The organism is Longimonas sp., from assembly GCF_046498435.1.
Lineage (GTDB): Bacteria > Bacteroidota > Rhodothermia > Rhodothermales > Salinibacteraceae > Longimonas.
This window is the reverse complement of record NZ_JAWOAR010000257.1, coordinates 1-13,696: the sequence shown is the minus strand read 5'-3', so window position 1 is coordinate 13,696 and position 13,696 is coordinate 1. Positions and strand designations below refer to the sequence as shown.

Here is a 13,696-nt window from a genome sequence, read left to right as displayed (position 1 = left end):
AAACCGCAATGACCCTGGATATCCCCTTCTGGCCCCAGCTGCCGCGTCTCAATTACCACGAAGATATGTATGTGCCGTTCCCTACTGCTGTGTCACACCTGAATGTTAGGGTGCGGAGACTGTGCCAAACTCTGTGTCCCCCCAAAACCTGTCATGGTGAGCGCAGTCCCGCCCCCTGTGGCTCCGACCGCTGTCGGAGGAACCATCTCCTCGTCATTCAGAAGATACGGCGGGACAGGGGATCCTGCCAACCTTGGTGGAGATCTTTATTCACTGCGTTCATCAGTCGCTTCGCTCGTGTCAGGACTCCGCACCTGCTAGTGCTGTGTCACAGATGATTCATAGGGTAACGCATGGCCCCCCATTTTAACGCATGGGCTCCCACTTTATAGTCATCCAGATCCTGAATCGAGTTCAGGACAGGCAAGGCGCCCCTGGCGCCGCTGATCCGGGATCTCTTGTGGACTTCCATGACATTCATTCGCGTGCGCTACCCAACCATTGACGTGTGACAGGGCACTACATGTTATCATCACTTTCTTGACGCGTATGCGACGGCTGTCGGGATTGTCCGGGATGACAGGGCGATGGAGAACTGTACGCCTTCTGAACCCATGGCACAACCCGTTCTGAGAACAACGGCATGGGAGTAGCGACCAAACACTTCACCCATGGCGGACACCAACGCACGCAACTCATTTAAAGCAATCTGTTATGAGTCCTCTTGTATTAGTACTTGTTGTGGTTGGAGGCGGCCTTGGCTATCGAAGTGGGAATAATGTGCTCGTTGGCGGCAGTGGTATTCTCGGTCTGGTTTTGGTCATCCTTCTGCCTGCAATGGTCAGGATGAACTGGAGATGTGATCTGGGATGTAAGGGGGATCTCTACTCAGAGGGCATGAAAGTGCCAGCGGTGGCATGTCAAACGCCGTTATGCTGAATGGAACCAGGGCATAATTGCGGCCCTCAGGGAACACACAACGACGCAGCCACTCCCATTTTCTTGCTGTGCACATCTTGTGCTGGCTGTGGCGGTGTTCTCAACCTGATACAGTTTCGCCGTAGGCAGCGCGTAACTGTTCACGGTGTTATCCTACAACATGGTTAGAACGTTCAACCGTGAAGGAAGAATCAAGTTGGCGTGCCCACCGTTGAACAGAGTGTTGTTGTTTTAACCCGTAATCCCGCTCCCCACTATGCTGCGTTCCCTTCGAATCGTTGGCATCTTCGCGCTCCTGATACTCTTTGTGAGTGTAGAGCCCGTAGCAGCTCAGTATTTTGGTCGAAATAAGGTGCAGTATGACACTTTCGACTTCAAGCAGTTTAACACGGACAACTTTCAAATTTACTTTTATCCGAAACAACGTGAAGCAGCAACAGATGCTTCGCGCATGGCAGAGCGCTGGTATCGGCGCCATTCGCGCACCTTCTTGCGCGAGTTTGATGACCGCAAGCCGCTGATCTTCTACGCGAACGATACCGACTTCCAGCAAACGAACGTCATTCAAGGCAATATTGGGCAGGGCACTGGGGGCGTCACTGAGTCACTCAAAGAGCGCGTTGTGATGCCCATGACCGGGTCCTATCAGGAAACCGATCATGTGCTGGGTCACGAACTGGTCCACTCGTTCCAGTACGATATTGCCCTTCGGGGGGATACGCAGGGCTTCTCGCTCCGCCGGCTGCCACTTTGGCTGGTCGAGGGCATGGCTGAGTATCTGTCTGTTGGGCGCGAGGACCCTCACACTGCTATGTGGCTCCGCGATGCAGCACTGCGCGACGACCTGCCAACTGTGTCGCAGATGACCTCCGACATGTATTCGTACTTCCCGTATCGCTACGGGCAGGCCTACATGGCGTACATCGGCGGCAAGTATGGGGATTCGGCCGTCACTAACCTGTTCAAGCTTAGCGGACGCGTGGGGGTAGATTCCTCGTTTGTCTACGCGTTGGGCACCACTACCGACTCGCTCTCGGCCGAATGGAAAGAAGCCGTGCGCGACGCCTACATGCCGCTCATGGAAGAACGCACCAATCCGGACGAGGTCGGTGAGCCTGTCCTCGGTACCCCTGGCGAAGAGAACCAGTTTAACGTATCTCCTGCTATCAGTCCAGACGGGCGTTACGTAGCGTTTATCTCGCGTCGCAATCTCTTCACGACCAACCTCTTTGTGGCTGATGCGCGCACCGGCGAGATTGTGCAAGAACTACGCAGCACGCGGTCGAACCCGCACTTTGATGCGCTTCGCTTTATCAACTCCACAGGTACATGGTCGCCCGACGGGCGCCGGTTTGCATTCGTCACGTTTACGCAGGGGCGCAACGAAATCAATGTTCTTGACGTAGAGTCGGGCCGCATCGAGCGGCGTGTGGCAGTGGAAGACGTGGGCGCGATCCAATCGCTGGCGTGGCGCCCCCGTGGCGAAACCATTGCCCTTACGGGTATCGAAGGCGGGCAGAGTAACCTGTACGTGCTCGACCTCGAATCCGACGAGGCACGGCAGCTCACCAACGATCGCTTCGCTTACTTGCAGCCCACGTGGTCGCCCGACGGTGAAACCATCGCCTTCACTACCGATCGGGGAACGCAAGGCACGAACTTCGAAACGCTTGAATATGGTGCATATCGCATTGGCTTTATTGATGTTGAGTCGCGTGAGATTCGGAGCCTGCAGCCCTTCCAGCGCGGCATGCACCACAACCCGCAGTACGCGCCCGATGGCCGGAGCCTTTACTTCATCTCCGATCAGGATGGATTCAAAGATGTCTACCGCTATGCGTTTGATGAGGAGGCCGTCTATCGCCTCACCGACATCAAGACCGGTGTAAGCGGTATCACAGCGCTGTCGCCTGCGATGTCCGTAGCTCAGCAAAGCGGACGGATGACCTTCTCGATCTTCTCAAATAGCGGATACTCGGTCGTTGCACTCGACGACGAGGAGCTAACCGGTACTCAGATGGGCATGACAACAGTAGCCGAAGAGGGCGCGCTCCCTGATCCTGATGAAATGCCCCCGCCCTCGACTGAAGACGATCCGGCTCCACTTGACGACTCATCGTTCGACGGGCTCGTTGATCCGCTTTCCGATGCCGACGCCCCTGCCGACACCACTGAGGCCCCTTCCGATACCACCGACGTCCCTTCCGACACGACCGATACCGCCGCCCCTTCCGATACGCTGACCACTGCTGACGTGCCTGCCGATACCACTGCCCTCGATGAGGCGGTGCGCGATCCGTCGGTTGTGGGCAGCACGCTACCCTCCTCCTCCGCTGTGCCCGCTCCGGGACGCATTCTGCCGCCTTCGTCGGCGCTCCACGACGGGCTTGTTGCCAACTATCTCGAAGACCCGCTCACGGGGCTGCCCGATCCAAGTCCTATCGATGAGGAGGCATACAGCAGTAGCCTTCAACTCGACCGCATTGCACCGCCGCAGGTTGGTGCGCAGGTGGGCGGACGCTTCGGTTCGCAGTTCGTTGGCGGAGTGGGGTTCTTCTTCAGCGACATGCTCGGCGACCGCGACCTAAGCCTCTTTGTGCAGGCTAATGGTACCTTCAAAGACATTGGAGGAGGGGTGTTCTACCAGGATCGCGGACAGCGCATGAACTATGGTGCTGGTGTCGCCCACATCCCGTCTGTGTTTGGAAGCATTGCTTTTGACCAGGAAACCGGTGAACTCCTGCAAATCATTCAGCGGCGCTTCCAGACCCAAGCATTTGGGCAAGCTACCTATCCTATATCGCAAACGCGTCGATTAGAGTTTACCGCAGGGGGAACACGCTACGGGTTTGATATCGAAGCCATTGGCATCAACCAGTTTACCGGGCAGGTGCGCGAACGCGACTTGAGCGGGGTTGCCCCCGATCCGATCTACCTGGGCCAAACAGGGGTGGCCTACGTGGGCGACTTCTCAAACTTCGGCTTTACCTCACCGCTCGATGGCGGACGCTACCGCTTTCAGGTCACTCCTAATTTCGGGTCACGCAACTTCGTCTCTGTACTAACTGACTACCGGCGCTATTTCTTTGCCGATCCGTTTACCGTGGCAGCGCGTGTGCTGCATCAAGGAAACTACGGATCGGGCGCGGAGATCTTTACGGGCGAAATTGAGGACAACTTCGTCCGCGAAACTCTGGGGGATCCCTATCAGCTTGGGTTCGTGCGGGGCTATGCCTTTAGCTCTATCTTCGACGAACCCGAATGCCGAGGCGGGCTGCGCCCCGGAAGTTGTAACGTCTTGGGCCGCCTCCTCGGGACGCGCATGGGCGTGGCCAGTGCCGAGGTGCGCCTGCCGTTCTTAGGTACCGACCAGCTTGGGCTGTTCAATTTCCCGTATCTGCCCACCGAACTGGTGGCCTTTGGAGATGCGGGCATCGCCTGGACCAGCGAAAACCTGAACGACTTCACATTCAAAAACTCGGCGATTCAAGAAGACCTGGGCGACGGCACGTTTAGGGCAGGTGCTGCACGCCCGGTGTTTAGCGCGGGCATGTCGGCCCGTGTCAACCTGCTCGGGGCGCTGGTCTTCGAAATGTTCTACGCCCGCACCTTCCAACGCACTAGAGATTGGGACTTCGGCGTGCTCTTGCGTCCGGGCTGGTAAGGGCGCTGCTGGAACGCGATCATGCAGGGGGAGCCGTCCATCTGCCCTGTACCATGGTGCAGCACTGCCCTTGCAAGTGTACGCGTGCATCTGTGCCTGGCATCGGTTCGGGTAGGTGGATGGCGACGGTACCGCCCCGGCGCGATGCCTGATAGCCGGTTAGATGCGTCACGCCCAGCCGGTCGCTCCAGTACGGCCCGAGTGCACAGTGGGCCGATCCGGTGACGGGGTCCTCTGGCACTCCCACACGCGGAGCAAAGAACCGCGACACAAAGTCGTGCTCCGTCTCTGCCGTTCCCGGTGCTGTGATGATGACGCCCCGGGTGTCAAACCGCGCCAATGCTTTCATATTGGGCTGGGCCGCTTCCACGTCAGCCGCGGTGGACACATGCAGCAGCCAGTCCCGCGTTGAACGCCCTGCCCATTCGGGCGCGGGTATGTTGCACACTTCGACCAGTCCGCCAGGAGGTGTCTTCTCTTTGGGCGGGTCAATGGGGAAGTCGAGCCGGATTGCCCCCTCCGCAGCGTAGTGCGCCGTAAGCGGGCCGCTGGCCGTTCGGAATGATGCCGCGTTGCGCGTGGGGCGGTTGCGCTCGTTCTCGTAGATACGTAGCGCATGAGCCGCCGCCAGCGTGGCGTGTCCGCACAGATCCACCTCGTCGGCCGGCGTGAACCAGCGCAGCCGGGCCCCCTCCGAGTCTGGCGCAATGACAAATGCCGTTTCGGATGCACCGACCTCGTGGGCCACGGACTGCATCCAGCGAGGGGGCGCGGCTTCAGGCAGAATACACACGCCTGCCGGGTTGCCCGCAAAGGGGCGATCTGCAAACGCATCTACTAAGAAAAAGGGAATCGTCATATTTTACATTGGGAAGCGAGAAGAACATGCGTTAGGTTGCATACAGTCTGTTCCTCTCAATTGTCCCGTTTACCATGTATCGCCTCATTCGTCCGCTGCTTTTTCGGCTTAATGCGGAGCGTGCCCACACCTGGAGCGTGCGCGCCGCCCGGCTGCTGCAACATGCGGACGGCTCTGTACTCAATGCGCTGTATGCCTATCAGGATGAGCGGCTGGAGCAAACCATCTGGGGACGCACCTGGCCCAACCCGGTGGGGCTGGCGGCGGGGGCCGACAAGAACGGCGTGGCGCTGCGCTACTGGCATGGCATTGGGTTTGGGCATGTGGAGGTGGGCTCGGTAAGCGCACAGCCGTGCAGCGGCAATACGCGTCCGCGGGCGTTTCGGCTGCCCGATGACGAGGCGCTCATTAACCGAATGGGACTGAACAACGACGGGGCTGAGGCCGTGGCCGAGCGGCTCAAGCAGTATACCGACGCCTCTGGAACCCCGCAGGGCATTGTGGGGGTGAACCTGGCGAAGACGCACGATCCGTCGATTATGGGGGCGGCGGGCCGGGCCGACTTCTGCACAAGCTTCCGCCAACTGGCCCCGCACGCCACGTATGTTGCGCTGAACGTGTCGTGTCCGAACACCGAATCAGGCAAAACCTTCGAATCTCCCGATGCGCTCGACGCGCTCCTCGACGACATTTTCGAGGTGCGGCGCGAGCTGGCGCTGGATGTGCCGGTGCTGGTCAAGCTGAGTCCACTTCTCACCGAGCACGTGGTGTTCGACTCGGCGCTCGACACGCTGATCGACATCGCACAAGATCATGGCGTCCACGGCTATATTGCTTCCAACACCACCCCAGACCGACACGGGCTACAGACCGATAGAGACCGCCTGGAGGCTATTGGGCGGGGCGGACTGAGCGGTCCCCCGCTGCACGCGCGCAGCACGCAACTCATCCGCTACCTGTACCACACCACCGGGGGGGGCGTCCCAATCATCGGCGTAGGCGGGGTCGATTCTGCGGAAACCGCCTTTGCAAAAATCCAGGCCGGGGCTTCGCTTGTGCAGCTTTACACCGCACTCGTGTACCACGGCCCAGCACTTATCAAGTCGATTAAGCAGGGCCTGGTGCGCTTGCTGGATACGCACGGGTTCGATTCCATTCAGGACGCCGTGGGCACCGATCCCGCACTAAAACGCTTTGCCTAACGGCTCGGCCCTTTGTGGACCCCACTCGTGGGGCGAAACAGTGCCGTCCGGCGCAAAGTTGAGGGAGAATGCTGTTTTCTGGCGCTGTTTTGTGGCGCTGTTTTGTGGCGTGCCCATCTTGACAGATGGCACATCACCGCCTGTACGCTCGCACGTGCAGGACCGCGTTCTATTCCTCACACACCTGTCGTATGCCTGCCCAGGTTGACTTCTCTACGATCCCCGAACTGTTCACCCGGCTTGTTAACCGATACCGCGGCACAGACCGCACCGTGTTGCGCCACAAGCCCAACGACACGTGGCTCGATATTTCGTGGGACGACCTGGAGATGCGCGTGCATGCCCTGGCAGGTTTTCTGCACAAGCAGGGCGTGCGTCCCGGCGACCGCGTGGCTATTCTCTCCGAAAACCGTCCCGAGTGGGTCATTGCCGACCTGGCCACCCAGATCTTAGGCGCGGTGAACGTCTCTATTTACAACACCCTGCCCGCGTCCAAAGTAGGCTATATCCTGCGGGATTCGGGGGCAAAGTGGGCCGTAGTGTCCGTTCCGGTGCAGCGGAAGAAACTCGAAGCTGTAACCGATGACTGCCCCGCCCTTGAGGGCATCGTAGTCATGAGCGAACCGCCCGACAACCCGCCTGAAACCATGGTGCAGTGGGACGATGCGCTGGACCAGGGCGCAACCTACTGGGAGCAGCATGCCGATGCACTGCGCACGCTGGGCACCAACGTATCCCCCAATGACACCAGCGCTCTCATCTACACCAGCGGCACCACTGGCGACCCGAAGGGCGTGGTGCTGAGCCATCATAACTTCTGCGCCAATGCCAAGGGGGCACTTCAGCACATTCCCTTCTACGAAACAGACCATCATCTGTCGTTTCTGCCGCTCTGCCATGCGTTTGAGCGCACTGCTGGGTACATTGCGGTGATGGCTGCGGGTGCCACCATTAGCTATGCGGAGAGCATCGAAGCACTTACGCAGAATCTGCTGGAGGTGCAACCCACCGTGCTCATTTCGGTGCCGCGCGTCTTTGAAAAGGTGTACAGCCGCGTTCGCGAAAAGGCGGAAGGCGGCTCGGCCATTCAGCAACGCGTGTTTGACTGGGCGGTGCGCACCGGACAGCGCTATGCTGCGGCCGAGCAGGACGGCGGTGCCGGGCTGCTCTTGCGGGCGCAGCAGAAGCTGGCTCATAAGCTGGTCTTCTCGGCGCTGCACGAGAAGCTGGGCGGCAACCTGCGCTTTGCGGTGTCGGGCGGGGCTGCGCTTCCGAAAGAGATTGGCACGTTCTTTCAGGCAGCAGGTATTGTGATTGCAGAGGGCTACGGCCTCACCGAAACCGCCCCCGTCATCGCTGCAAATCCGCTGGAGGCCCCGCGCTACGGCACCGTGGGCCACCTGCTGCCCAACGTAACCGTTGCGATCAAAGACTTGCAGACGGATGAACCAATCGGCACGCTAAGCGGCACCGACTACCCCTCGGCGTGTACTACCGACGAGGGCGAGATCGTGGTGAAAGGCCCCAACGTGATGCAGCGTTACTGGCAGCGCCCCGAAGAGACCCGCGGCGCGTTCGATGCCGACGGCTGGTACCACACCGGCGATGTGGGCCGCTTTGTGGAGGGCTACCTGCAGGTGACCGACCGCATTAAGCACATGATTGTGTCGCAGGGCGGCAAGAATATCTATCCGGGGCCGATCGAGGAGCACTTTAAGACGCAGGGCCCCTTCGACCAGATGGTGGTGCTGGGCGACGACCGTCCGTTTCTTACGGCGCTGATTGTGCCTGACTTTGAGGCGGTGCGCATGCATGGGCGCGACATGGACGAGCGCGACCATCCGGGCGATAATGAGGCGCTCATCGAAGAGCGGTGGGTGGAGCGTCTGTTCAGCAACACCATCAACGCGTACAACCGACAGGCGTCGGCCTACGAGAAAATCCGGGCGTTTCAGCTTGTGGCAGAGCCCTTCACCGTTGAGAATGGGATGCTTACCCCCACGCTTAAGACCAAACGTCGCATCATTGAATCGGCCTATGCCGATGAGATTGAAGCAATGTACGAGCGCTTTACCAAACGAGGATGAGGCGGGCCTGCTGCGAGCGATGGACCTGCGTATCCCCCTAAACTACAACCGTGCGCGGTAGGTGTGCGCATGTGGATTCGTATTGAACTCTGCGGGCGCTCCACATTTTGAGGACGGCGGCGCGGATCCTTCAGACGCGACGTCTGGTATAGCTTCGTGTAATATATCGGGGCGTGGCGCAGCCAGGTAGCGCGCTTCGTTCGGGACGAAGAGGTCCCCGGTTCAAATCCGGGCGCCCCGACATAGATCTCCAGCTTGCCCGGCCCATTTGATGGGTCGGGTTTTTTTGTTGGATACGCAGGTGCATCTCTATACTGCGGCTAATACCAGCCCAGAATGCCTGAGCATAGGCGCTCATAGCCCTCTTGCCTCAACTCGTCGCGTCAGGCGCACCGGTCTGTCTCCATAGGCGCATAGAAGTTGGTAACCCGTTTACGCATATTGCCGATGCGTGATCTGTATTTATGCGCTTCGTGTATGTGACTTCAGTGCCTGCAGCTCCTTGGTTTTTTCTGTTGCCCTTCGGGAGTTTGTGGAGCCTTGCATGCAGTGCCTATTGGCTGCGTCCCCCTCGCGCCTTTCTGCTCCTTATCATGCCATCGTACCACATTACCATGCCTTCTACAGCACCCGCGTCTGTTGACAGGAACACCGCCGCTTTTTGGGATACGGTTTTTTCGAAGGGCCAGTCGTGCCCGTACACTCGCGTTGCGATGCCGGACCCCGACGATGCAAAGCTACAGCGCGCCCACGAACATTTCGGCGAGGTGACGGGAAAAACCGTACTGGACATTGGGTGCGGAAGCGGCGCTACCTCGCTCTTTTTCGCTCAGCATGGCGCCCAGGTGATTAGCATCGACATCAGCGCGGTAGCCATTGACAACCTGAAGCAGTATTGCGATCGGCACAGCATTTCAAACATCACCCCGATTCAGATGGCTGCTCAAGACATTCGCCCGGTTGGTCCGGTCGACTTCGTGTTTGGCGCTATGATTTTGCATCACATTGAGCCGTTTGAGGAATTCGCTGCAACCCTCCGCCAAACGCTCGTGCCCGGCGGCAAAGCGTTTTTCTGGGAGAACAACGCCAGCAGCCCATTCATGATGTGGTGCCGCGAGCACCTAACCGGACGGTTCGGCATCCCCAAACATGGCGATGCCAAGGAACACCCGCTTACGCCGCGTGAAGTCCGCACGCTCGACGCGCACCTTGACGTGGAGGTTGAGTACCCCGAACTCCTCTACTTTCGGATGTGCTCGACGTACTTCCTGGGTGGACGCTTTGAGGCTCCGTTCGAGGCGCTCGATAATTTCTTTTACCGCTATCCGGGGTTCCGCAAGCGCAGCTACCGGCAGTACCTGCTGTGCACACGCTAACGCGAACGTGCCTGTACGCGGTCGTAGGTCACAAAGTCGAACTCGTCGTGCGCCTCGCGGCGGGTTTCGACGAATGTGTCGCCAATCAGGTGCTTATACGGCGGAAAAAACGTGTCGCCCTCGTAGTGGCCGTTCACTTCGGTGAGTTCGAGGCGGTCGGCACGGGGCAGGAACTGCTCGTAGATCTGCTGTCCGCCGCCCACGTAGAGCGTGGCGTCGCTGGGCACGGCGTCAAGCGCCTTAGGAATGGAGGCGTACGTCTCCACGTCGGGATAGTCGTACGTGCGCGTTGTCGTCAGGATAAGCTGTTGGCGGTCGGGCAGGGGTGCGCCGAACGTGTTCGTAATGGATTCGAAGGTGCGCCGCCCCATCAGCAGTGGGTGGCCGGTGGTGAGGCGTTTGAAACGCTTCAGGTCTTCAGGGAGATGCCAGGGCATGTCGCCCTCGGCCCCAATGACACGGTTCTCTTTAGCGACAGCAGCAATGAGGATGATCGTCACGAGTCGGTAGCGGTCGGTAGGCAAAAGTCGATAAGCACAGGCAATGGTGGGAGCGTCGTACGTAACGCACAGCGCCCTCGCTCCGTGAAGAACGAGGGCGCAAGACCTATGCGTGCTGTGTGTGCAACGTGAGGCAGCGCTTACCGCACGACAGCCACACGGCGCGTTTTCTGCATGGTAGCGCCTTCAATGCGCACGAAGTACGTGCCGCTGGACAGCGTGCTGGTGTCGAGCGATACAGTGTGCACCTGGTCGGGCGTAGGCGTGCCGTCGTAGAGTGTCTCGACGCGCTGCCCGAGCACGTTGTAGACCGATACCGTGACGGGCTCGGCCTCTTGCACGGCAAACTGGATGGTGCCTGAGCCACGCACGGGGTTCGGTGCCGTTTCAAGCATCGCTACCTGGTTCAGTGATACCTCGATGGTCTGCGCTTCAGTCAGCTCAGATGTACCGTCGAAGTCGGTCTGCTTCAGGCGGAAGCGGTGCGTACCCGGCGCCAGGTCGTCCACGCTGAACGTGTACTGCTGCGGCGTATCGGTGGTGCCTTCGCCCTCAACAAAGCCCTGTGCCTCGAAATCGCCTTCGGGAGCGGCGTGCTGCACCTCAAAGCCCGCGTTATTCGTCTCCGAGAGGGTTTCCCACTCAAGCTGCGCGGTGGTGCCATCGAGCGAAGCCGTGAACGAGGCGAGTTCGACGGGGAGGGGTACCGCACTCGTGTTGAATGGACCGCCATTGTACGTGCCCCATGTGGCGTTGAATCCGGGATTGCCCCCCCCATCGGTTTCACTACCATCGATCTGATTGGGATCACCTGGAATGATTCCAGCAGAGAAGTATGCAGTATTACTTACCAACATGGCGAAGACCTCAATGTCATTGTCTGAGGTCACGCCAAGCACACTGAATGGAATGCGCCACTCGGCTCCAGTATCCGCTGTTGCATCATCGTTGTTAAACGCAAATTCAATTCCATTACTCGTGGTGGAAGTTCCATTCTGATCTGTTGATCCGAGGTCGAGGACCGATGGCGTATTGCCGGTTCGATCTGCTACGTACGCCTCGGTATCACCACTAACAGCCCCCAGTGCTGTCATGTAGTGCACTTCGAAGTCGGCCGTGTAATCACGAGCATCAGTATTAGGATCTTCATTGTGCCCCGTGATGTACAGAGCGTCGTCTACTCCAGCATCAGCCGGATCAATCCCGAGTGGGTCACCAGCAGGAATTCCGGTAGGAGCTCCTGGTCCAGTAACCTTGACCCAAATTCCGAACCCGTTTCCGTCATCGAGGATGCCGTCTACTCCAACGTACAGTTCGTCATTTTCGGTATCGGGATAGTAGACGACTTCATTGATAAGGTTAGTCGTACCAAACCCTTGTGGATTACCGGCATCCCCAAGATCAGTAGCCGTCCCGAGTGAAACATATTCGGTATCGGTCAGATCACCGTCGACCGTCGGTTGCCCGTGCACTGCAAATGGCGTAAACGCCATCGCTATAAACAGACACAGTGCCAATGCACTTCGTAAAATGTATTTCATAGCAAGTACCTCTTTTTTTAGTATAGTAGTAAACGATTCGTTAGTGAATCAGCGTAAGGCGCGCGTTCTTTACACAGGGTACGGGTGCATAAATAGAGTACATTGCACCATGTTATATGTAAGCGCTTACATTTTCACACTACAAAATGTGAGTGATAAATGCAAGTGATGTGAATAGTCGTCAAAAGGATTTCTGTAAAGAGCAAGCAGTCAGTTGACTTCACGCCCCTCATTGTGTTGTTTGCAACCCTTGTTTCTACTCATGATGCACGTTGCGCGCTATGTATCTTTGCCTGTTCGAATCTGCCGATGCTGCCCATCTGGCTCCGCTTACCGATCTGCGCGGGGTGGCTGAGGTGCGCAGTGCGCGCTACACGCTGGGCCAGGCGCTGTCGGCAGCGTTTTCGCACGACGCGCTGGTGTTGCACACGCGTGATGCGGTGGCTCCGGTGGTGGCCGAGCGCCATCCGCGGGCTACGGTCAATGCGTTGCCGCGTGATGCAGGCGTGCTGTTCGTCTCGGCGCATGCCCTGCCGCATCCGTCATGGGCCCGCGAGGTGGCGGGCGCGGTCGGCGATGCTAAAGCGCGCACCTTCACCGATGGCGAGGCGCTGGTTGCAGCGTGGTGCCCCGATCCTGCGGCGCTGCCTGCGGATCTGCTGGCGTCCGATGCGCTCCCGAAGGCGCCGTTTGGCGACGCTCCCACCACCGATTTGGGCACGGTGCCGCGCATCACCCGGCTGTGGCACCTCATGGATCATCTGCACGATGCGCTGACGCGTCAGTTGCCCGAAGCGTCACCGGACGACACAGGCTCTGTGCATCCGTCTGCTATTATACAGGGGCCGGAGCGCGTGCACGTTGCGCCGCGTGCCGAGGTGCACGCTGGGGCGATCCTCAACGCTGAAGACGGTCCCATTTATGTGGATGCGGAGGCGACGATCTACGAGCAGGCGGTGGTACGTGGGCCCATGTACATCGGGCCGAAGAGCCAGATCAAGACGGCGGCGAACATTGCGGCATCCGCCTTTGGCACCTACAGCAAGGTGGGGGGCGAGGTACACGATTGCATCATCCAGAGCTACTCGAACAAAGGGCACATGGGCTTTCTGGGCCACAGCATTCTGGGGCAGTGGTGCAATCTGGGGGCCGATACCAACACCTCGAATCTCAAAAACGACTATGGATCGGTATCGCTACGTGACCCGGTTGAGGGGGCGTTTGTGGATACAGAGCGCCAGTTCATGGGCCTGGTGATGGGTGACCATTCGAAGTGCGGCATCAACACGATGTTTAACACGGGCACGGTGGTGGGCACGAGTTGCAACGTGTACGGCGGAGGCTTTCCCCCGCGCTGGCTACCCGCCTTTTCCTGGGGCAGTCCCGAACAGGGGTTCACCGACTACCGGCTCGACAAAGCCCTGGAAGTGGCCGAGCGCGTGATGACCCGGCGCAATCAGCCACTTACAGACGCACAGCGATCCCTGCTTACGCATCGGTTTCAGGCGACGGCTTCGCAACGCGCGGC

At 59.0% G+C, this 13,696-nt stretch carries 8 protein-coding genes and 1 tRNA gene; 6 read left to right on the top strand and 3 right to left on the bottom strand.

The annotated features are described in order from the left end of the window. Positions 1-1,195: 1,195 nt before the first annotated feature. Positions 1,196-4,603: a hypothetical protein gene (locus tag R6U20_RS09875; RefSeq protein ID WP_410337690.1), complete on the top strand. Its 3,408-nt coding sequence runs from the start codon at positions 1,196-1,198 to the stop codon at positions 4,601-4,603. A 19-nt stretch (positions 4,604-4,622) separates the two neighbouring features. On the opposite strand, the gene R6U20_RS09870 is transcribed toward R6U20_RS09875, so the two are convergent. Continuing rightward, the gene (locus R6U20_RS09870) at positions 4,623-5,462 is read right to left on the bottom strand and encodes a PhzF family phenazine biosynthesis protein (RefSeq protein WP_410337689.1); all 840 of its coding nucleotides are present in this window, start codon (positions 5,460-5,462) and stop codon (positions 4,623-4,625) included. A 74-nt stretch (positions 5,463-5,536) separates the two neighbouring features. Between R6U20_RS09870 and R6U20_RS09865 the strand changes: the two genes are divergently transcribed. The 4 genes from R6U20_RS09865 (at position 5,537) to R6U20_RS09850 (ending at position 10,127) form a co-directional block, all read left to right on the top strand. Beyond that, positions 5,537-6,664 carry a quinone-dependent dihydroorotate dehydrogenase gene (locus R6U20_RS09865; RefSeq protein WP_410337688.1) on the top strand — a complete coding sequence of 376 codons (1,128 nt, stop codon included), beginning with the start codon at positions 5,537-5,539 and terminating at the stop codon, positions 6,662-6,664. Positions 6,665-6,855: 191 nt separating this feature from the next. Next, on the top strand, positions 6,856-8,751 hold the full coding sequence (locus tag R6U20_RS09860) for an AMP-dependent synthetase/ligase (protein ID WP_410337687.1): 1,896 nt from the start codon (positions 6,856-6,858) through the stop codon (positions 8,749-8,751). A 167-nt stretch (positions 8,752-8,918) separates the two neighbouring features. Further along, positions 8,919-8,992: transfer RNA gene (locus tag R6U20_RS09855), tRNA-Pro, on the top strand. A 472-nt stretch (positions 8,993-9,464) separates the two neighbouring features. After that, positions 9,465-10,127 (top strand): class I SAM-dependent methyltransferase, encoded by a 663-nt coding sequence (locus R6U20_RS09850; protein WP_410337686.1) that lies wholly within the window; start codon positions 9,465-9,467, stop codon positions 10,125-10,127. Here the strand turns inward: R6U20_RS09850 and R6U20_RS09845 are convergent. Next, positions 10,124-10,651, bottom strand: coding sequence for a dihydrofolate reductase (locus R6U20_RS09845; protein WP_410337685.1), 528 nt, complete (start codon positions 10,649-10,651; stop codon positions 10,124-10,126). The genes R6U20_RS09850 and R6U20_RS09845 overlap by 4 nt on opposite strands. A 116-nt stretch (positions 10,652-10,767) precedes the next feature. After that, entirely contained in the window at positions 10,768-12,168 is a 1,401-nt protein-coding gene (locus tag R6U20_RS09840) for a T9SS type A sorting domain-containing protein (protein WP_410337684.1), read from the bottom strand. Between the two features lie 281 nt (positions 12,169-12,449). Between R6U20_RS09840 and R6U20_RS09835 the strand changes: the two genes are divergently transcribed. Further along, a partial coding sequence (locus tag R6U20_RS09835; RefSeq protein WP_410337683.1) for a putative sugar nucleotidyl transferase occupies positions 12,450-13,696 on the top strand: 1,247 nt, incomplete at its 3' end.

What these genes read in the sequence shown, in the direction of transcription:
- R6U20_RS09840 (WP_410337684.1), bottom strand. Translation starts at nt 12,168, where the DNA reads ATGAAATACATTTTACGAAGTGCATTGGCACTGTGTCTGTTTATAGCG.
- R6U20_RS09850 (WP_410337686.1), top strand. Translation starts at nt 9,465, where the DNA reads ATGCCGGACCCCGACGATGCAAAGCTACAGCGCGCCCACGAACATTTC.
- R6U20_RS09860 (WP_410337687.1), top strand. Translation starts at nt 6,856, where the DNA reads ATGCCTGCCCAGGTTGACTTCTCTACGATCCCCGAACTGTTCACCCGG.
- R6U20_RS09875 (WP_410337690.1), top strand. Translation starts at nt 1,196, where the DNA reads ATGCTGCGTTCCCTTCGAATCGTTGGCATCTTCGCGCTCCTGATACTC.
- R6U20_RS09870 (WP_410337689.1), bottom strand. Translation starts at nt 5,462, where the DNA reads ATGACGATTCCCTTTTTCTTAGTAGATGCGTTTGCAGATCGCCCCTTT.
- R6U20_RS09865 (WP_410337688.1), top strand. Translation starts at nt 5,537, where the DNA reads ATGTATCGCCTCATTCGTCCGCTGCTTTTTCGGCTTAATGCGGAGCGT.